The organism is Arsukibacterium indicum, assembly GCF_019100565.1.
GTDB lineage: Bacteria > Pseudomonadota > Gammaproteobacteria > Enterobacterales > Alteromonadaceae > Alishewanella > Alishewanella indicum.
The window spans coordinates 388,915-407,345 of the sequence record NZ_JAHRID010000001.1 but is presented as its reverse complement, the minus strand read 5'-3'; the positions used below and the strand labels follow the sequence as shown (position 1 = coordinate 407,345).

Here is an 18,431-nt window from a genome sequence, read left to right as displayed (position 1 = left end):
CTCGTCGGAGGGGACTTTGGATAAAAATATGAAAATTCTTGTGGTTGATGACTTCTCAACCATGAGGCGGATAATCAAGAATTTGCTGCGTGACTTAGGCTTCACGAATGTATCGGAAGCAGATGACGGCAGTACTGCTCTTCCTATGTTGCAAAACGGTGATTTTGATTTTGTGGTTACCGACTGGAATATGCCTGGAATGCAAGGTATTGATTTACTGCGTGCGATCCGGGCAGATGCCAAGCTGAAACATATCCCGGTACTGATGGTCACAGCCGAAGCCAAAAAAGAGCAGATTATTGCTGCTGCTCAGGCCGGCGTTAATGGCTACATTGTTAAACCTTTTACCGCCGCCACCCTGCAAGAGAAGCTGGCCAAAGTTTTTGAGCGTTTAGGTTAAGCCGTAACTGACAAGGAGCGACACTATGTCTGACACGACGGCTGCTGATATTACGCTGGAACAAGCTAAAGAGCTGGTGCAGTTACTGGAGATGGGTGAGCAGCAACTGGCTAATAAGCTGGTGCAATCCATCACGGTGCCCGGCTCTTCTGAATTGTTTGCTGAGGTGGGTAAACTTACCCGGCAATTACATGATTCACTTAAGAACTTTCATATTGACCCCTCGCTGAATAATTTGTTGGAAGAGGATATTCCTGACGCTAAAAAGCGGCTCAATCATGTTATTGATATGACAGAGCAAGCCGCAAATAAAACGATGGATGCGGTGGAATCCTGCTTACCGATAGCAGATCAGATTACGCAGCAGCTGAATCAGTTGCTGCCACAGTGGCAGCGTTTGATGCAACGGCAAATTCAGTTAGGTGAGTTCAAACAGCTTTGCCATGGCGTAGATGGTTTTATGCATCAGGCCAGTATTGATTCAGCAACCCTGAATGCACTGCTGACTGACGTGCTGATGGCCCAGGATTATCAGGATTTAACTGGTCAGATTTTACGTCGGGTAATAGAACTGGTGCGTGAGGTAGAAGATAGCCTGATAGGCTTGTTAACTGCATTTGGCCAGACGAATCCTGAGCAACCGGAAGTTAAAGCCAAGCCGGCTAAAGCGAAGGCAAAAGCCGCACACGAGGCTGAGGGGCCGATTATTGATGCAGCGGAGCGTGATGATGTGGTGTCTGGTCAGGACGATGTTGATGATTTACTGTCCAGTTTGGGTTTCTAACAGAGGTGTCTGCGCATGAGCTTTGATATGGATGAAGACATTTTACAAGACTTTCTGGTCGAAGCTGGCGAGATACTGGAGCTATTGCAGGAACAATTGGTAGAGCTGGAAAACAATCCGGATGATGCTAATCTGCTTAACGCCATTTTTCGTGGCTTTCATACTGTAAAAGGTGGTGCTGGCTTTCTGTCGTTGACTGAATTGGTTGATGCCTGCCACGGCGCTGAAAACGTCTTTGATATTCTGCGTACCGGTAAACGCCGGGTTACTCCTGAACTGATGGATGTTATTCTGCAGACGCTTGATGCGATCAATAGCATGTTTGTTGAGGTACAGGCCCGCCAGCCACTTACCCCCGCCAATCCGGCGCTACTCGACGCGTTACATCACTACAGTGAACCGGAAACTGCCGGAGAGGCTGTGCCGGCAGTTGCTGCCGAACCGGAATTGCCGGTGGAACCTGAACCTGTCCCGCAGGAAAGCATTCAAGGTGGTGATATTGACGATATCAGTGAAGCTGAATTTGAAAGAATGCTGGATGAGTTGCATGGCAAAGGTGCGCCCGGGCGGGCCGACACAGCGCCTGCAGCAGCTGTAAGTGCTCAGGAAGATGCTGACAACAGCGATATTACCGATGATGAGTTTGAAGCGATTCTGGACCAGTTACATGGCAAAGGGTCGTTTGTGCCTGACACAAATAAAACAGCCGGAACGGCACCTGCTAAGCCTGCCAGCAAAGCGCCAGCCAGCAGTAGCGATGCCAGTTCAGGCGGTGATGATGAAATTAGCGATGATGAGTTTGAAGCACTACTGGATCAACTACACGGTAAAGGTAAAGCGCCGGTAGAGGCACCTGCACCGGCAGAGCGCAAACCTGCGCCTACCGCAGCGGCTAAACCGGCAGCAGCAGCCAGCACGCCGGCGGCAGCAAAACCTGCAGCTCCAGCGGCCACTGCTGCACCTGCTGCGGCAGCGCAGCCAGCAGACAAAGCGGCAGCTGCTAATGCAGCGCCTGCTGCAGAAACCACTGTAAGGGTTGATACCAAGCGGCTTGACCAGATAATGAACATGGTTGGTGAGCTGGTATTGGTTCGTAACCGGCTGGTTAGTTTATCTACCAGCACCCAGGACGAGGAAATGACCAAAGCCATTTCTAACCTGGATGTTGTAACAGCAGATATTCAGGGTGCGGTAATGAAAACCCGGATGCAGCCAATTAAGAAAGTCTTTGGCCGTTTCCCCAGGGTTGTTCGTGATTTAGCCCGCTCGCTGCAAAAAGATATTAATCTGGTACTGGAAGGTGAGGAAACCGATCTGGATAAGAACCTGGTTGAAGCACTGGCCGATCCATTAGTGCATTTGGTTCGCAACTCGGTTGACCACGGCATTGAAATGCCTGATGTTCGTTTGAAAGCAGGCAAACCAAAAATTGGTTTGGTTAAACTGGCTGCCACTCAGGCCGGCGACCACATATTACTGACTATTCAGGATGATGGTGCCGGCATGGACCCGGAAAAACTGAAAGGTATTGCCATTAAACGCGGTATTCTGGATGTAGACGCCGCAGCCAGAATGTCAGATAACGAAGCCTTTAACCTGATTTTTGCGCCGGGTTTTTCCACCAAAGAGCAAATTTCCGATATATCTGGCCGTGGCGTTGGTATGGATGTGGTGAAAACCAAGATTAGCCAGCTTAATGGTACCGTCCAGATAAACTCAAAGCTTGGCGAAGGCACCTTGCTGGAAATTAAAGTGCCGCTGACTCTGGCAATTCTGCCTACGCTGATGGTGATGGTTGGCAAGCAGACATTTGCTTTGCCGCTGGCTGGCGTTAATGAAATTTTCCATCTGGATCTGGCAAAAACGAACATTGTCGATGGCCAACTGACCATTGTGGTTCGCAACAAAGCTATCCCGTTGTTTTATCTCGAGCACTGGTTGGTAAAAGGCTCCAATAAGCAATTGCGCCGGGAGCAGGGCCATGTAGTTATCGTCCAGATTGGCACTCAGCAGGTGGGCTTTGTAGTTGACTCGCTAATAGGCCAGGAAGAGGTTGTTATTAAGCCGCTGGATGCGCTGCTCCAGGGCACTCCCGGGATGGCGGGAGCGACGATCACCTCGGACGGTGGTATCGCCTTAATTTTGGATGTACCAAACTTACTGAAACACTATGCCAAAAAGTCCAAGATTAAATTTGATCGATTTAATAAGCTGAACGCTTAAGAGAGTGCTGCATGACGATCAGGGTGCTGATTGTAGATGATTCCAGTTTTTTTCGGCGTCGCCTGACGGAAATTCTGAATTCAGATCCGCAGCTGGAGGTAATTGATACTGCCAGTGATGGCAGAGAGGCCGTCACTAAAGCGTTGGCATTGAAGCCAGACGTGATCACGATGGATATTGAGATGCCGGTGCTTGACGGCATCAGCGCGGTGCGGGAAATCCTGCAAAGCCAACGTGTTCCAATCCTGATGTTTTCGTCGCTCACCCATGAAGGTGCAAGGGCAACGTTAGATGCGCTTGAAGCGGGTGCCGTCGATTTCTTACCCAAAAAATTTGAAGATATTGCCCGTGACAAAGAAGAGGCCGGTAGTGTATTGCGGGAGCGGGTAAAAGCCGTCGCCAGAAAGCGGCCTTTGGGGCGTACGACTTTTAGTAGTTCACAATCCGGTAATGCTCAAAGTAGCTCAACAGCCAGTTTATCAGGTCGGTCTGCTGCGCCAGACATCAGCTCCGGCCTTACCCGCGGCGCGCTGGGCAGGCCGCAGCTCAGCGAGCGACTGGGTGCAAATACAGGCCGCACTGGCAATTTTAAAGCCAGTGGTCAGAACTACAAATTAGTGGCAATTGGCACATCTACCGGCGGGCCGGTCGCATTGCAACGGATCCTGACTAACCTTCCCGCTGATTTCCCGTTACCGATAGTCTTAATACAGCATATGCCCGCTGCTTTTACCGGTGCTTTTGCACAGCGGTTAAATACGCTGGCAAAGATTGAAATTAAAGAAGCGGTCGATAATGATGTTTTGCGTGCAGGCGTGGCTTATCTGGCTCCAGGTGGCAAGCAAATGCTGGTAGAGGGTACTGACAGCCAGGCGCGGTTACGGATTAAAGAAGATGATTCGCCGCGCATAACCTTTAAGCCCAGTGTTGATGTTACCTTTGCCACTGCAGCACGGGTATTTCAGGACAAAGTGCTGGCGGTTGTGTTGACTGGTATGGGAGCTGATGGCCGGGAAGGGGCGAGAATGCTCAAACAGGCGGGCTCGCGGATATGGGCTCAGGACGAGGCAAGTTGCGTAGTGTATGGGATGCCTCAGGCGATTGCGGCGGCAGGATTAATGGATCTCGAAGTCAGTTTAAACGAGGTGGCCAGCCGCTTGATAACGGAAGTGAAACATGGATAAACTGGCAATCAGTGGTTTTATACTGGCCGTTCTGGCTGTCGCTGGCGGTTTTATGCTCGAAGGCGGCGCCCTTAGCACCTTGCTGCATTTACCGGCATTTATTATTGTGGTTGGCGGCACCGTTGGGGCCGTAATGCTGCAAACCCCGCTGCCACAATTCCGGCTGGGCCTTAGCATGTTACCCTGGGTCCTCAGACCACAAAGTTTACCAATGCAAAATGCGGTGGAACGCATTGTTAACTGGGGAACCTCTGCCAGAACCAATGGTTTTTTATCATTAGAGTCGGCAGCACTTGAAGAAAGCGATCCGTTTTTACACCGGGGTTTAAATTTACTGGTTGATGGCGTTGAAGCCAAAGTACTGCAAGATACACTTGACGCAGAGCTGACTTTGGAACGGGAACGTCTGCTTCGGGGAGCCCGTATTTTTGAAGCTATGGGCGGCTACAGCCCCACCATTGGTATTGTCGGTGCAGTTTTAGGCCTGATCCAGGCAATGGCAAATATTTCTGAGCCAAAGTTACTCGGGATGGGGGTAGCAACAGCCTTTGTGGCAACAATCTATGGTGTCGGTTTTGCAAATCTGGTGTTTATTCCTGTAGGTAACAAACTTAAAAGCCTTGTTTACCAGCACACCTTATACCATGAGTTGATTGTAGAGGGCCTGGTATCAATCGCTCAGGGTGAAAATCCCCGTAATATCGAGCGCAAGCTCGCCGCGTACAGGCTGAGTTAATCACGATGTACCGGCATAAGCAACAACATCAGAATGACGAGCCCGAGCAACTTGATCGTTGGTTGGTGTCTTATGCGGACTATATGACTTTGATGTTTGCACTGTTTGTCGTGCTTTACGCCATGTCGGTGGTAAAAGATGAAGAATTCAGTGCCCTGGCAGATACCCTGACCAATGTGTTTGAACGGCCAGCTCAGCAAGGCAGTGGTGTCAGCGGCAGCGGGGTGTTGCCTCAGGTTGCACCGCAAAGCGATTTTAGCCGTTATGGCAGCTCGCTGGAGCCGGCACAAGGGCCGGAGCTGGTTGCTGATGCCAGCAAGTTATCAGACGTGCGCGAGCAATTCCTGGGTAGTCCGTTGGTATCGTTGGAAAAAGAGTTAAACCAGGCGCTGGCCAACTTAATAGAACAAGGCGTGGTCGACATTCAACAGGATGAAAACTGGCTTATAATTGAACTGAGCAGTGGTTTATTGTTTGCCAGCGGCAGTGCTACTGCAACCAGTTCTGCCCGTACTTTGCTCAATGAAATTACTCAAATTATTAATCCGATAAACAATTTTATCCGGGTCCGCGGTTATACCGACAATGAGCCAATAAATAACGAATTATTTTCGTCTAACTGGGAGCTATCAGTTGCCAGAGCAACATCAGTGCTGCGGGTGCTGGAAGATCTGGGTACACCCTCACATCGCATGGCGATAGAGGGGTACGGTCAGTATTACGCCGACAGCAGCAATGACACAGCGCAGGGGCGGGCGCAGAACCGCAAAGTTGTAATAGCGCTGTCACGATATGGCTATCTGCCTGATGAGCTGGAGCAGCGGCAGCAGAGTGAAGGTTTACAGCAGCAGTTACAACAGGTTACTCAGGATGATGGCAGTATCAGAGTTATTGCATTGCCAGGTGGTGGGGTAAGAATAACCACCCGTCAGGACAACCCGGATGCAGTAAGCGAACAACAGGAACCCTGAATGTGGTAATTTGGACAATAGCAAATCAGAAAGGTGGTGTTGGTAAAACCACAACTACCGTTACCTTAGGCGGCTTGCTGGCTGAACGGGGTAAACGGGTGTTGCTGGTGGACACCGATCCCCATGCTTCACTGACCTATTACTTTGGTATTGACGCAGAAGAGCTTGAAAACAGTGTTTATGACATTTTTATCCGCGGCAAAGACATTACCCGGGAAGAAATACTGCAGTCGTTGTGTCCGAGCGGGGTAAGCAATCTCGATATTCTGCCCTCCTCGATGGCGCTGGCTACTCTGGACCGTTCTCTGGGAAATAAGGGCGGTATGGGGCTTATCTTAAAAAAAGCACTGCAAAAAGTTAAAACAGAATATGACTATGTATTGCTCGACTGCCCGCCGGTAATGGGCGTTCTAATGGTTAATGCCATTGCCGCCTGTAACCGGATATTAATACCCGTACAAACCGAGTTTCTGGCGCTGAAGGGGCTGGAGCGGATGATCGCGACCATGTCGCTAATGCGCAGTTCGCAGCAAAAAGATTATGCGTTTACTATTATACCTACTATGTACGACAAACGAACCCGGGCATCACTTGAGGCTTATAAAGAGTTAAAAGCCCAGTATCAGGACAAAGTGTGGTCAGCGGTGGTACCGGTAGATACCAAATTCCGTGACGCCAGTGTCGCACAAACACCGCCCAATGTTTTTGCGCCGGCGTCGCGTGGGGTATTTGCGTATAATACTTTGTTAACCTACCTGTTGCAGCTGGCACCGGAGGCGTAATGAGCAGTTTAATTGCCAGTCAGAAAGTAATGCAGCACTATTTGTCGGCATTATTAACTGACGATGGGGCAACAGAAACCAGCCTGGTAGAGGATGCAAAAAAACGCGAGTTAAACCGGCTGCTGGCGCAGGCCAGCCCGGTCGTTGCCGCAGCTGCGCCTGAGGTTGTTGCACCTGTTGCGAACGTTGCGCCAGCGGTTAGTGCTCAGTTAAAAGCCGCTATTGAGGCCAAGGCTGCTGCCGACGTACCGGTGCGGAGCCGTGACGTACCTATTGCCGAGCGATTAAACGCAGCTCCGTTGGCAGAGCCAGCAAGCCTTAGTAAACAAACAGAAAAAAAAGCTTACCGGCAGGGCCGTTTTCAGGCATTGTTCTTTAGTGTTGCCGGTTTAAAACTGGCGGTGCCACTGACAGAACTTGGTGGTATTCATCAACTTGGTGAAGTAAATAGCTTATTTGGCAAACCGGCCTGGTTTAAAGGCGTTATGCTATACCGGCAGCAAAAAATCAGCGTGGTAGACAGTGCGCGCTGGGTGATGCCAGAAAAATATGATCAACAACTGCAGCAAAAGCTAAACTATCAGTATGTTATTATGCTTGGCACAAGCAACTGGGGGCTTTCCTGTGAAACGCTGATTAACACCTTCAGTCTGGAACAGGACGAGGTGAAGTGGCGTGAAACAGATGGCAAAAGGCCCTGGATGGCAGGATTAATTAAAAAGCATATGTGTGCTTTAGTTGATGTCGACGCTATGATTAACTTACTCAATAGCGGCCAGGACATTAATGCCTGAGCAGGCAGCAAATTTTACAGGAGCGGTATATGAGCAATAATCAGGCAAAAGCAGCAGGCAAAAAAGAAAATGCCGATCTGGTACTACAGTGGGTTACGTTTCGCTTACAGGAAGAAACCTACGGTATAAACGTTATGCAGGTACAGGAAGTGCTGCGCTATACCGAAATTGCGCCGGTACCAGGAGCACCGGGTTATGTAATGGGCATCATTAACCTGCGTGGTAATGTAGTGACAGTTATCGATACCAGAGCACGTTTTGGTCTGGCGCCAGGCGATGTTACCGACAACAGCAGAATTGTTATTATTGAAGCGGAGCGTCAGGTTATCGGTATTCTGGTTGACAGTGTGGCAGAGGTGGTTTACCTGAAACAATCAGAAATTGATACTGCCCCAAATGTCGGCACTGACGAAAGTGCGCGCTTTATTCAGGGCGTATCTAACCGTGAAGGCGAACTGCTGATCCTGGTCGATTTAAATAAACTGCTCAATGATGAAGAGTGGGAAGAGATTAACAGCTTATAAGCGGAGTCGGGCTTATGTACCCATGGCTGTTCGGTCAGGCAATTGTGATAGCAGTTTTGCTGGTATTGATAGGCTGGCTATTGTTACGCCAACTCTCTGGTGCTAATGAAAAGCTGGCAATTTTGCAGCAGCAACTGGAACAAAACAGCCAGCAACTTAGTACTGCGCAAAGTGAAACAGAAGAATTACGCGCCGGCATTATTGGTGTTGGGCAACGGGTGCTCAGCCTTGATCAGCGGGTGCTGACGCTGGAGAATGAACTGCAGACAATACAAAGCGCATATAACGAGCTGGCAGAGCAGCAACAAGCGCTGTCATTAACCGATCCGGAAAGTAAAATTTATACCCGAGCCATGAAAATGGTGCAGTTAGGTGCTGATTTAGAAGAAATTATGCGCGAATGCGAACTGCCACGGGCCGAAGCTGAACTATTGTTTAACCTGCATCAGGGCAAATCCTAAAAGTCCTGGTAAAAGAGGCAGAGTGAATAACTTAGTTACTCTGACCCATTTTCAGGTTTTTAAATCAATTCTTTGGTGAATATTTTGCCATTGTTCCGGGAATTTTCCCTGCAGCACATATGAAAATGCGATCAACTCGGCAATAACTATGTACAACTCTTTTGGAATATTATCACCCAACTGCAGTTGGCTTAGCAGCCGGTTTAATTCGTCATCCTGGTGAATTAACACACCATGCTCGCGGGCCAGGGCAATAATATCGTCTGCCAGTTCCCCATGGCCTTTGGCGACAATAGTTGGTGCCGATTTACCATCGTATTTTAACGCGGTAGCACTTTTTGTTTTGCTGTCTTTTGTCATACGCGCACCGTAAGCAGGCTGTTATGGCGGGGGATCAAGCTATCCGGGATTTTCCCCAGCTGACACTGAGCCTGAGTTACTGTTAACCCCTGAGCGGCACAGCGATCTTTTAACAGCGGCAGAAATTTCTGGGCCAGCCGTAGCGCCTGATTATGGTCGGTGTAGAATTGCAGTTGCAAGTCCTGCTCTTGCAGTTTTGCAACCGCCAGTAGGTTACCATATTGCTGTAAATCAAATTTCATTGTCAGCTGCCATTGCTTCTGACCCTTGCTACCTTGCTGCCCTTCAGCTTCCCGCTGCTCCACCAGCAGCTGAGGCATTATGGTCTGGCCTTGTTGCTGCAACGGCAGTTGTAACAGCCATTGTTGCAGCTGGCTTTGGGCATCCAGCGTCGCTAACTGGCTCTGCTGCAACGGGCTGCTTAAGCTTGAAAGCTGGCGCAGTGCAGCAGAGGCTTGGGTATTGTCAAGCTGAGAAACCAGCTGACTTAACCGGTTTGTCGTTGTATTACCGGCTGGCGTTAGCTGCTTCTGACTTAAATGTCCTAACAATAGCTGGATAGCAAGCGCCAGCGTGCCGCCGGTGGTTTGCAGGTTAGGCTGGCTTTGCAGTGGTTGAAATTGCATTAGTGCGGCCAGCTGACTGGCAATTGCTGGTGGTGCCAGCGGCTTGCTGATCTCCGGCAGACTTTGCTGAACCTGACTGAACAGTTGTTGCAGTGGTGCCGGCAGGTTGGGCATGTTGCCTGGTTGCATTAACGGTTGTGATAACAGTGGTAACAGATTACGCCAGGCCTGGGCTTTAATCTCAGTTGAAAGCTGCGCCAACGGCTGCCTGCTAGCTGCTTGACCTGCCGGTTGGCTATCTCTGGTCGTACTGACGGTTTTCTGGTCAGTCGCTGCAGGAGTTGATGCGGGCGATGCTTGCCAGCTGATAGCTCTGTCAGCCTGATTTTGATTAACAACCAGTTGTTGATTCTGGCCAGCCGGTTGCAGTACTAGCTGCCATTGGCCATTTTTCGAAGCAGGTGGCTGCAATTGCACCAGAAGTTGTTGCATCGAACCTGTTGGCTGGCTGGCAGAGGTTCCGGCACTACTGCTGTTTAAGCTGCCAAGGGTAGCAGCCAACTGTGGCGGGATACTGATATTGAGCTGGCCAACACTGATTTTATCGGCAGCAGGCGCAAGGGCATATTTAACCGGAGCCAGCTGGCTGATAAGTGCTTGCAATAACTGCTGTTGACTGGCAGCTGTTATTGACATGGGCCCTGTCTGGGCTATTGCAGGTTGCAAAGACAGTTGCACATTGCCTGTTTGCTGGTGAAAGCTGATAGTAAGCAACACTGACAAACGATGGTTAAGCAGATTGTTGCTATGCGGATTGTTAACAGCCGTTGTTGTTTGCGACCCGGGTATTGGTCTGGTTGACAGTGAGGCAGGCTGCTGAGCAGACTGCGCCAGTTGGTTTACAGCGGCTATTTCTTTTGCCGATAATGTTATTAATGCAGGTTGGGACATCGTTGTTTCAGCAAGTCTTAACTGACCGGTTTTCAGGTCAAGTTGCAGCGGTACGGTGAGGTTGTTCGCCGCAGCTGGTTGATTAGCCAGTTGGGCTGGAGTTGACGGCGCAATAGCTGCGCCAGTTATCTGTTGTGGCAGTTGCCGGGTAAGCCACTGGCTGATAACCGCCGGCAGTTGAGCCTGGTTAAGCACAATACTGCTGGCAGGTACCGGCAAGCTCTGCAGGCTCAGATTAAGCTGATTATTTGCACCCGGGCTTACCCTCACCTGTAACTGGTTACCAAATTGCTGACTAAGCTGCCGGCTTAGCTGTTCCGGCAGGTTGATAACCAACTTGCCCTGCGGGGTCTGGATCTGCAAATGGCTGTTAGCCGACAACATGTTCAGCCGGGCGGTGTAAAGTTCACTGGCTAACAGTTTTAACTCGGCGCCTTTTGCGCCGGCTGGCTGTCCAGCTGTTGCAGCCGGGTTTTGCAGTAATTTGTCCAGATTGATCTGGTTCATATTTCCCCTGATTAATCGATTTAACCGGTGTCGATCTGATTCGTATTCCGGCCACGGTATGCTACTATGCGCCCAATTTTTACAGCAGTTGACACGAGGCCAGTGAACATAACGCAGCCACCAGCAACAGACACTGCAGCGCCCGGCCTGCTCCTTTTACGGGGCGAGGGCTTAAGTTGTATCCGGCAGGACCGGGTACTCTTTTCTCAGCTATCGCTGCAACTACATTCTGGCCAGTTATTGCAGATCCTTGGCAAAAACGGGGCCGGTAAAAGCTCGTTATTACGTATTTTAGCGGGTTTGGCCTCACCCGACGATGGGCAAGTTTTCTATCAGGCTAAGCCATTGGCGCAAAGCTTGCCAGCTTATTGTGGCAACTTATGTTATATCGGTCATCAAAGTGGCGTGCATGAGCAATTAACTGCGCTGGAGAACTTACGCTTCTGGCGTGCAGCATCGGGTTTGAATAACGCAGACGATTGGGCATTACTGGCGCAACTTGGCCTGGCGGGGCTGGAAGATGTGCCATGCCGGATGTTATCAGCGGGTCAGCAACGACGGGTTTCGCTGGCCAGGTTATGGTTAACGCCGGCAAAAATATGGATCCTGGACGAACCTTTTACCGCGTTGGACCAAAGTGCTATTGTCTTGTTACAGCAGCAAATGCTTGATCATCTGAATCAGGGCGGCGCAATTATTCTGACCTCCCATCAAAACCTGACCCTGCAATTTCAGTCACTGGTGCAGCTGGAGCTGGCTTACCGATGGTAAATATGGTGTTTATTCAACGCGAGCTGCGTTTGCTGGCCCGGCAAAAAGCTGACTGGCTTAATCCAATTTTGTTTTTTATTATCGTGCTCAGCTTGTTTCCGCTGGGTGTTGGGCCAGAACCTAATATGCTGCGTATTATTGCTCCGGGTATTGTCTGGATTGCGGCACTGCTTAGTGTGCTGCTGGCGTCAGAGCGCCTGTTTAAAGACGATTATCGAAACGGGGTCATTGAACAGCTGGTAGCGGGGCGACAGAGCCTGTTGGCGTTTGTATTAGCGAAAACTCTGGCCAATTGGTTAAGCACCGGCCTGCCACTGATTTTATTATCGCCTGTTGTTGCGTTGTTACTCGGGCTGCAACAGCCGGCACTGGCGGCAATGGCCCTGACGTTATTGCTGGGCACACCGTTACTAAGTTTGCTGAGTGTGCTTGGCTCGGCACTAACCATGGCGGCCGATAAAGGTGGAATTTTACTGGCGCTGCTGATATTGCCACTGTATATTCCGCTGTTGATTTTTGCCAGCAGCGCAATAGAGGCTGCCAGTATAGGCCTTGGCTATCAGGGGCAATTGGCCATTCTGCTGGCGATGTTATTATTGGCGTTAGCATTGGTGCCAATGGCTGTGACCAGTGCCTTGCGAATTAATGTGAGTTGATATGTTTAAGTGGTTAGATCCGTACGCAAAAAGTGAAACACTTTATCATTTCTGCGGAAAGCTGCTGCCTTATCTGATGGTAAGCGCACTGGCGCTGCTATTGCTTGGCAATATCTGGGGCCTGGCATTTACCCCGGCCGACTATCAGCAGGGAGACAGTTACCGGATAATTCATATTCATGTGCCATCGGCCATTATGTCAATGGGCGCTTACGCGGCGATGGCCAGTGCTGCCTTTGTTGCGCTGGTGTGGCAGATTAAAGTGGCGCACTGGGCGGTGCTGGCTATCGCACCTATCGGTGCCACTTATACCGCTATTGCCCTTATTACAGGTATGGCCTGGGGCAAACCAATGTGGGGAGCCTGGTGGGTATGGGATGCCCGCTTAACCTCGGAACTTATTCTGCTGTTTTTGTATTTAGGAGTTATTGCATTAAACGGTGCCTTCAGTGACCGTCAGGTGGGCGCTAAGGTGTCCAGTTTGCTGGCACTGATTGGTGTAATTAACTTACCGATAATCCACTTCTCGGTGGAATGGTGGAATACCCTGCACCAGGGCGCCACTATTACCAAGTTTGCCCGGCCATCGATTGACCCCAGCATGTTGTGGCCATTGTTAATCAGTATTCTGGCATTTGCAGTTTTGCTAATGGCGTTAACCTGTTTACGGTTGCGTACTGCGATTTTAGTGAACGAGCAGCACCGGCCGTGGGTCAGAAAGTTGGTAGGAGGCTAGCCATGCATTTTCAATCTTTCAGTGAGTTTCTCGCCATGGGCGGCTACGGTTTTTTTGTCTGGCTGTCGTTCGGCCTTACCTACCTGCTGTTAGTGGGCTTAATTGCTGTTAGTGTGTATCAGCAAAGACAATTTAAACAGCAACTAAAAGCGACAATTGCCCGCGAACAACGAGTTAAGCAGTATCAGGAGCATCAAGTCTAATGCAACCAAGACGTAAAAAACGCCTGTTATCTATTTTACTGATTATCAGCCTGATAGCCGGTGCTATTGGCGCGATGCTGTACGCGTTACAGCAGAATATCGATTTATTTTATACTCCAACTCAGCTGGTAGAAGGCTTAGGCAAAGACAAAGTAAAGCCGGTAGTCGGGCAGCGACTGCGGATTGGCGGCATGGTTGTGCCCGGTTCAGTGTCACGCGATGTACAAAGCTTAAAAGTGCGGTTTCAGCTGGTGGATACCGGTCCAACCGTCTGGGTAGAGTACAACGGCATTCTGCCTGACTTGTTCCGTGAAGGGCAAGGCATCGTAGCGCAGGGTACTTTGGTGGCGCCTGATGAGATCCAGGCCAGTGAGGTACTGGCGAAACATGATGAGGAATATATGCCGTCAGAGGTAGCCGAAGCAATGAAAGGGATCCGGCACGTACCGCCGTCACAGGCAACATTTCCGACAGTCGGAGAGGCGTCAGATAATACTGACGAGCAGCCAGCACCAAAACCGGGTTATTAGGGAGCAGGGTGATGATAGCTGAATATGGCCAGCTGGCTTTAACCTTTGCGCTTGTCTTAGCAGTATTGCTGGCAGCAGTGCCGCTCTACGGCAGTTTCAGTGGTAATCAACGTGCTTTGCTGCAAGCGAAACCGCTGGCAATTGGCTTGTTTATATTTTGTTTGCTGGCCAAGCTGGCGCTGGTGCACGCGTTTTTAAACAGTGACTTCACTGTTATTAATGTCGCAACTAACTCCAGCTCTATTTTACCCTGGTATTATCAGATAACAGCCAGCTTTGGCTCGCATGAAGGTTCAATGTTGTTATGGATCCTGATGCTGGCGGGCTGGACCGCGCTGGTGGCCATATTCTCCAAAGGTTTACCGCTGCTAATGCAGGGCCGTATTCTGGGAGTACTGGGGCTGATTAATATTGGCTTTATTGCCTTTTCGCTGTTTATGTCTAACCCCTTTGCCCGCAGTTTACCGTTTTATCCGGTCGAGGGCATGGATTTAAATCCGCTGCTGCAAGATTTTGGCATGATCATCCATCCGCCGCTACTTTACATGGGCTATGTTGGTTTTGCGGTGTCGTTTGCATTTGCTATCGCTGCACTAATTGGTGGTAAGTTTGACAGTACCTGGGCGCGCTGGGCGCGGCCCTGGACATTGGCAGCCTGGTTGTTTTTAACCCTGGGTATTATGTTTGGCAGCTGGTGGGCATATCACGAGCTGGGCTGGGGAGGCTGGTGGTTCTGGGATCCGGTTGAGAACGCATCATTCCTGCCGTGGCTGGTTGGTACCGCACTGATCCATAGTCTGGCGGTAACGGAAAAGCGCGGCACCTTTAAGTCCTGGACGGTGCTGTTGGCGCTTGGTGCATTTTCGTTAAGTCTGGTTGGCGCGTTTTTAGTGCGCTCCGGAGTACTGGTTTCTGTGCATTCCTTTGCTGCTGATCCCGATCGCGGCATATTTTTACTGGTGTTCCTGCTGCTGGTTATCGGCGGCTCACTGGCACTGTATGCCAGCCGGATGAATTCAGTTCGCAGCCAGGCGCGTTATCAGTTGTTTTCCCGTGAAGTGATGTTATGGGGCAACAATGTGTTTTTATTAACCGCCACCCTTGTGGTTTTTTTAGGTACTTTGTTTCCGCTGTTTCACAAAGAACTTGGGCTGGGCACCATTTCAATTGGCGAGCCGTTTTTTAACCAGATGTTTTACTATCTGACCATTCCGTTTGCACTGCTGCTGGGGCTGGGCCCCTGGGTACGCTGGAAACAGCAGCCGGTTAAACCGTTATTGGGCCCCTTAAGTTTAATTGCTGTTGCCAGCCTGGTACTGGCACTGGGTACGCTGGCGGCCATGCAAAGCGTGCAGGCGAATTTAGCCTTGCTGGGCTTGCTGCTGGGGGCCTGGGTTGGCGTTTCGGCATTGTATGAGCTGTATCAGCGGCTGAGCCAGTTTGGCTCGGTAACCAAAGGCGCCTTTAAGCTGCATGCCAGCCACTACGGCATGACCATCGCTCACATTGGTTTTGCGGTATTAGTGGTTGGGGTGGCAATGACCAAAACCTACAGTGTTGAGCGTGACGTGCGGATGCAGGTAAACGACAGCATCAGCCTGGCGGGGTATCAGTTCACCTTACTTGATGTTTATCCGTTAGAAGGCGCCAATTATGGCGGCGAAGCGGCAGAAATAGCAGTTCATAATACGAAAGGCCGGTTAATAAGCCAGCTGCATGCCGAAAAACGTTTTTATACTATTCAGCGTACCGTAATGACTGAGTCTGCCGTGCACGCCAGACTTAGCCGTGATTTATATGTCTCGCTGGGTGAAGCCTTACCCGGCAACGCCTGGGCACTGCGCTTATATGTTAAGCCCTTCGTCCGCTGGATTTGGCTCGGTGGCCTGTTAATGGCATTGGGTGCTGCGGTGGCGTTGCTCGATAAACGCTACCGGCGTACTGGCCCAAAAGTGGCTGCGGCCAACAAAATGGAGGCCACTGATGCGTAAGTTGCTGTTTTATGTACCGCTGGTGCTGTTTCTGGCGTTAGCCCTGTTTTTACTAAGCGGCCTTTTTTCCAATCCAATGGAGCGGGAATCGGCCACGACCGATAAACCGCTACCGGCATTTAATCTGCCTGATTTAATGAACCCGGCTCTGCGCTGGCAGCCAGAGCAATTAAAGGGCGAAACGTTTCTACTGAATGTCTGGGGCACCTGGTGTCCGACCTGTAACGCTGAACTCAGTTATATGACACAGCTGCGCGAGCAAGGCGTTAAAATTATTGGCTTATATTATGTGCTGCCGGTTGATCCGCTGCTTGGCGAAAGCTTCGATCTAGCAGCACTGCAAGCTGATGTCAGTAACAAATTACAACAGCGCGGCAACCCCTACCAGTTTAATATTCTGGATGCTGATCGCAGTTTGTCGCTGGATTTAGGCGTAAGTGGCGCGCCGGAAACCTTTATTATCGATAGCGAAGGTATTGTGCGTGCTCATCATATTGGTGATATCAACCCACAGGTTTGGCGCAATAAACTGGCGCCGCTTTATCAGCAATGGCGTCAACTTGACGGCGGTTCGTCATGAACAAATTTTTTAAAAATAACGTTGTCATGAAAACGCTATATGCTGCAATGACCTTACTGCTGCTAAGCCTGCCACTGCAGGCAACAGAAGAAGTACTGCAGTTTGATAATGAAACTCAGCGCCGTTTATACCTTGAACTGACGTCCGAATTACGTTGTCCGCAATGTCAGAACCAAAATATTGCCGACTCGAATGCGGTGGTGGCAGTAGATATGCGCCAGAAAACTTATGACATGATTATGCAGGGTGATAATCGTGATCAGGTGTTGGATTACATGATTAACCGTTATGGTAACTTTGTCCATTATCAGCCGCCCGTTAATCGTTACACGCTGCTGTTGTGGCTGGCCCCGCTGTTTATGTTGCTTATGCTGCTCGGCATACAGCTGCGCCGGCGCCGCCAACAGGGTGCTGAGCAGGCAGCAGAACATGACGAGCTGTCTACCGACACGGCGCAAGCAGCGACACTGGACGCTGAGCTGGATAAACTGATTGAACAATACCGGAGTAAGAAATGATGTTATGGCCGTTGTTGCTAGCCGCATTGATGATGCTGGCCTTAACCATCATTGTTATCAGCTGGCCCCGCAAAGCCAGTGCTGTCAATAATCAGACGCCATTGCAACTATTTGAAGAACGTTTGCAATTGTTGGCGCTGGCGCGTGACAGTGGTGAGCTGGCCGAGCAGGATTTTGCCAGTGCAGCTGCAGAGTTAAAGCAGCAATTTAATCAGCAACAGCAGGATGCCATCAGCTACCGTCAGCCAGAGCGGCAGTTTGGTTGGCATCTGGGCTTGATAATATTTGTAATAGTCGCCGTGGCTGCAATATACCGGTTTAACGGTCACTACAGCGAGCTGGCCGACTGGCAGCAAGCCAGAGCTGAACTGGCAAGCTACGGTGAGCGCGCTTTGCTGGGAGAGGGCGAGCCGCTCTCCGAGCACGAAACCCGCTTATTTGCGCTGGCGCTGCGCACTAAACTGGCAGAGGAGGGCGACGATGCTATTGCCTGGATGCTATTGGGCCGGATCTGGATGTCGCAGGGGTTAATGGAAGATGCCGTAGAGGCTTTTGAAAAATCACTTAAACTAAGCCCGAACCGGATCCCATTGTTGCTTAATTTCGCCCAGGCATTAATAGTGGTAGGCGGCGATGAAAACCTTGCCAGAGCAGGGCGGGCAGTCGCCAGGATCTTATTAACAGAGCCTGGTAATCTGGATGCCATGTCGCTGATGGCGTTAATTGCTCACGAAAAAGGCGATACTGCAGAGGCAATAAAAGCCTGGAGCTTACTGGCTGAGCAACTTGAGTCAACAGATCCCCGTTACCCGCTGGTATTAGGTAAACTTAGTGAGCTGGGGGTGGACAATACCGACAGCATTGGCCGGCAAATCAGGGTGCGGCTGACAGTCGCACCTGAATTGTCGGCTGAAAATCCGCAAGCCAGTTTATTTTTATTTGCCCGCGCGGTCGATGGGCCAAAGTTACCACTGGCCGTGCAGCGGATCCCACTACCGAGTGGTGAAGTGGAATTACTGCTGAATGAGAATATGGCGATGCAGCCAGACTGGAACCTGAACCAGGCCGAGCAGGTAGTGGTAGTAGCGCGGATGTCGCAAGCAGGTACGGTGGAACAAATGCCTGGCGACCTGCAGGTAGAATCGGAAATTCTTACTTTTAACGATGCAAAAATCAGCGTTACGCTGACTCTGGAACCCTGAC

Annotated in this window: 21 protein-coding genes; 19 read left to right on the top strand and 2 right to left on the bottom strand. The window is 50.4% G+C overall.

What is annotated here, in order from left to right; all coding sequences use genetic code 11:
- Window positions 1-28 precede the first annotated feature (28 nt).
- From cheY to KQY15_RS01800, 10 genes are read left to right on the top strand one after another with little or no spacing between them, the layout of a single operon-like run.
- The gene (cheY, locus tag KQY15_RS01845; protein WP_008898490.1) at window positions 29-400 is read left to right on the top strand and encodes a chemotaxis response regulator CheY; all 372 of its coding nucleotides are present in this window, start codon (window positions 29-31) and stop codon (window positions 398-400) included.
- Window positions 401-425: 25 nt separating this feature from the next.
- Window positions 426-1,184: a protein phosphatase CheZ gene (locus KQY15_RS01840; protein WP_217666685.1), complete on the top strand. Its 759-nt coding sequence runs from the start codon at window positions 426-428 to the stop codon at window positions 1,182-1,184.
- A gap of 15 nt (window positions 1,185-1,199) precedes the next feature.
- The gene (locus KQY15_RS01835) at window positions 1,200-3,407 is read left to right on the top strand and encodes a chemotaxis protein CheA (RefSeq protein ID WP_217666684.1); all 2,208 of its coding nucleotides are present in this window, start codon (window positions 1,200-1,202) and stop codon (window positions 3,405-3,407) included.
- An 11-nt stretch (window positions 3,408-3,418) separates the two neighbouring features.
- Entirely contained in the window at window positions 3,419-4,591 is a 1,173-nt protein-coding gene (locus KQY15_RS01830) for a protein-glutamate methylesterase/protein-glutamine glutaminase (RefSeq protein ID WP_217666683.1), read from the top strand.
- Window positions 4,584-5,327, top strand: coding sequence for a flagellar motor protein (locus KQY15_RS01825; RefSeq protein ID WP_217666682.1), 744 nt, complete (start codon window positions 4,584-4,586; stop codon window positions 5,325-5,327). Before KQY15_RS01830 ends, KQY15_RS01825 begins: the two co-directional genes overlap by 8 nt.
- Before the next feature lie 5 nt (window positions 5,328-5,332).
- Window positions 5,333-6,298 (top strand): flagellar motor protein MotB, encoded by a 966-nt coding sequence (locus tag KQY15_RS01820; protein WP_217666681.1) that lies wholly within the window; start codon window positions 5,333-5,335, stop codon window positions 6,296-6,298.
- Between the two features lie 2 nt (window positions 6,299-6,300).
- Window positions 6,301-7,080 (top strand): ParA family protein, encoded by a 780-nt coding sequence (locus KQY15_RS01815; RefSeq protein ID WP_217666680.1) that lies wholly within the window; start codon window positions 6,301-6,303, stop codon window positions 7,078-7,080.
- On the top strand, window positions 7,080-7,874 hold the full coding sequence (locus tag KQY15_RS01810) for a chemotaxis protein CheW (RefSeq protein ID WP_217666679.1): 795 nt from the start codon (window positions 7,080-7,082) through the stop codon (window positions 7,872-7,874). Before KQY15_RS01815 ends, KQY15_RS01810 begins: the two co-directional genes overlap by 1 nt.
- A gap of 29 nt (window positions 7,875-7,903) precedes the next feature.
- Window positions 7,904-8,398, top strand: coding sequence for a chemotaxis protein CheW (locus KQY15_RS01805; protein ID WP_217666678.1), 495 nt, complete (start codon window positions 7,904-7,906; stop codon window positions 8,396-8,398).
- Window positions 8,399-8,412: 14 nt separating this feature from the next.
- The gene (locus KQY15_RS01800; protein ID WP_217666677.1) at window positions 8,413-8,859 is read left to right on the top strand and encodes a DUF2802 domain-containing protein; all 447 of its coding nucleotides are present in this window, start codon (window positions 8,413-8,415) and stop codon (window positions 8,857-8,859) included.
- 51 nt (window positions 8,860-8,910) lie between these two features.
- Here KQY15_RS01800 and KQY15_RS01795 read toward each other — a convergent pair whose 3' ends face one another.
- Window positions 8,911-9,219 carry an EscU/YscU/HrcU family type III secretion system export apparatus switch protein gene (locus KQY15_RS01795; RefSeq protein ID WP_217666676.1) on the bottom strand — a complete coding sequence of 103 codons (309 nt, stop codon included), beginning with the start codon at window positions 9,217-9,219 and terminating at the stop codon, window positions 8,911-8,913.
- Window positions 9,216-11,243: a flagellar hook-length control protein FliK gene (gene fliK, locus KQY15_RS01790; protein ID WP_217666675.1), complete on the bottom strand. Its 2,028-nt coding sequence runs from the start codon at window positions 11,241-11,243 to the stop codon at window positions 9,216-9,218. The genes KQY15_RS01795 and fliK overlap by 4 nt, the downstream gene beginning before the upstream one ends.
- A gap of 102 nt (window positions 11,244-11,345) precedes the next feature.
- Between fliK and ccmA the strand changes: the two genes are divergently transcribed.
- Genes ccmA through ccmI form a run of 9 tightly spaced genes read left to right on the top strand, consistent with a single transcriptional unit; the run spans window position 11,346 to window position 18,430 of the window.
- Window positions 11,346-12,014 (top strand): cytochrome c biogenesis heme-transporting ATPase CcmA, encoded by a 669-nt coding sequence (gene ccmA, locus KQY15_RS01785; protein ID WP_217666674.1) that lies wholly within the window; start codon window positions 11,346-11,348, stop codon window positions 12,012-12,014.
- Window positions 12,008-12,670 (top strand): heme exporter protein CcmB, encoded by a 663-nt coding sequence (gene ccmB / locus KQY15_RS01780; RefSeq protein ID WP_217666673.1) that lies wholly within the window; start codon window positions 12,008-12,010, stop codon window positions 12,668-12,670. Before ccmA ends, ccmB begins: the two co-directional genes overlap by 7 nt.
- 1 nt (window position 12,671) lies before the next feature.
- On the top strand, window positions 12,672-13,406 hold the full coding sequence (locus KQY15_RS01775) for a heme ABC transporter permease (RefSeq protein WP_217666672.1): 735 nt from the start codon (window positions 12,672-12,674) through the stop codon (window positions 13,404-13,406).
- A gap of 2 nt (window positions 13,407-13,408) precedes the next feature.
- Complete coding sequence (ccmD, locus tag KQY15_RS01770; RefSeq protein ID WP_217666671.1) at window positions 13,409-13,609, top strand: heme exporter protein CcmD; 201 nt, start codon at window positions 13,409-13,411, stop codon at window positions 13,607-13,609.
- Complete coding sequence (gene ccmE / locus KQY15_RS01765; protein ID WP_217666670.1) at window positions 13,609-14,139, top strand: cytochrome c maturation protein CcmE; 531 nt, start codon at window positions 13,609-13,611, stop codon at window positions 14,137-14,139. Before ccmD ends, ccmE begins: the two co-directional genes overlap by 1 nt.
- 11 nt (window positions 14,140-14,150) lie before the next feature.
- Window positions 14,151-16,130 (top strand): heme lyase CcmF/NrfE family subunit, encoded by a 1,980-nt coding sequence (locus KQY15_RS01760; RefSeq protein WP_217666669.1) that lies wholly within the window; start codon window positions 14,151-14,153, stop codon window positions 16,128-16,130.
- Complete coding sequence (locus KQY15_RS01755; RefSeq protein ID WP_217666668.1) at window positions 16,123-16,710, top strand: DsbE family thiol:disulfide interchange protein; 588 nt, start codon at window positions 16,123-16,125, stop codon at window positions 16,708-16,710. Before KQY15_RS01760 ends, KQY15_RS01755 begins: the two co-directional genes overlap by 8 nt.
- Entirely contained in the window at window positions 16,707-17,228 is a 522-nt protein-coding gene (locus KQY15_RS01750) for a cytochrome c-type biogenesis protein (protein ID WP_254795386.1), read from the top strand. Before KQY15_RS01755 ends, KQY15_RS01750 begins: the two co-directional genes overlap by 4 nt.
- Window positions 17,225-18,430 carry a c-type cytochrome biogenesis protein CcmI gene (gene ccmI, locus KQY15_RS01745; RefSeq protein ID WP_217666667.1) on the top strand — a complete coding sequence of 402 codons (1,206 nt, stop codon included), beginning with the start codon at window positions 17,225-17,227 and terminating at the stop codon, window positions 18,428-18,430. Before KQY15_RS01750 ends, ccmI begins: the two co-directional genes overlap by 4 nt.
- Window position 18,431: the final 1 nt, after the last annotated feature.